The sequence below is a fragment of the Phocaeicola sp. RTP21198st1_B8_RTP21198_201120 genome (assembly GCF_040929485.1).
In the GTDB taxonomy this organism is placed as follows: domain Bacteria; phylum Bacteroidota; class Bacteroidia; order Bacteroidales; family Bacteroidaceae; genus Phocaeicola; species Phocaeicola dorei.
This window is the reverse complement of sequence record NZ_JBCOCI010000566.1, coordinates 1-1,028: the sequence shown is the minus strand read 5'-3', so window position 1 is coordinate 1,028 and position 1,028 is coordinate 1. Positions and strand designations below refer to the sequence as shown.

The following is a 1,028-nucleotide window of genomic DNA, read 5'->3' as shown; positions in this document are numbered from 1 at the left end:
GATATGGACTGCCGCGCTTTACGATGCCGACCAACAGAATTATCCGTATCTGAAACGTTTCTGTTTTGAGGCCTCCAACCGTAAACAGAACTACTTGGGAGAAAATAAGAACAACCGTCTGATCCTGCTGACCGACGAGTACTATCCTCGTCTGGAAGTCATATTTGGCGGACACGACAATTTCCGTGATCCGTTGAATATCGATGCGGATGAATTCATTGCTGTCAAAGGTTTCAAAGCCAAGGGAAAACGTATCACTACCTATGCAGTGGAAACGATCAATGAGCTTGAACCAACTCGCTTCCCCGAACCCTCACAAGAACAACAGGAAGTTCCTGAAGAGGAGCCGGAAAATCTGGATCCGGACAGCGGCAAAAGCGAAGGCGATATTATTGATGAAATCACCGGGCAGATGAAATTATTCTGATGAAGAAAAAACTAATATATCTGGGGCTGACAGGTTGCATCCTGTTCGCCCTTTGCACAAGATTACAAGCGCAGATCGACAGTCTGCAAGCCCATCGGTATGTAACACGTGCCACCATGTATGGTGTCGGATTTACTAACGTTTTCGACACCTATCTTTCACCGCAGGAATACAAAGGAATCGACTTCCGTGTTTCCCGTGAATTGATTCGGATGACCAAGTTGTTTGATGGAAATGTATCTGTGCAGAACTTCTTTCAGGCAAACATCAGCTATACGCACAACCGGGCCGATAACAATAACACTTTCTCCGGATTAGTCAACTGGAACTATGGATTACATTACCAGTTCCGCCTGACAGATAATTTCAAATTATTAGCCGGAGGATTGATAGATGTCAACGGAGGCTTTGTCTATAATCTCCGGAACACCAACAATCCGGCATCCGCACGGGCATACGTCAATCTGGATGCCTCCGGAATGGCTATTTGGCACCTGAAAATCAAACGGTATCCGATGGTGCTTCGTTATCAGGTCAATCTGCCGGTTATGGGAGTGATGTTCTCTCCCCACTACGGACAATCTTATTACGAGATATTCTC

1 protein-coding gene and 1 pseudogene are annotated in these 1,028 nt (G+C 45.8%); both read left to right on the top strand.

Annotated features, from left to right (window positions below; translation table 11 throughout):
- Positions 1-427: pseudogene (locus AB5935_RS28140) on the top strand (DNA gyrase/topoisomerase IV subunit A); the annotation flags it as partial.
- A partial coding sequence (locus tag AB5935_RS28135; RefSeq protein ID WP_368328122.1) for a DUF3316 domain-containing protein occupies positions 427-1,028 on the top strand: 602 nt, incomplete at its 3' end. The pseudogene AB5935_RS28140 and the gene AB5935_RS28135, both read left to right, overlap by 1 nt.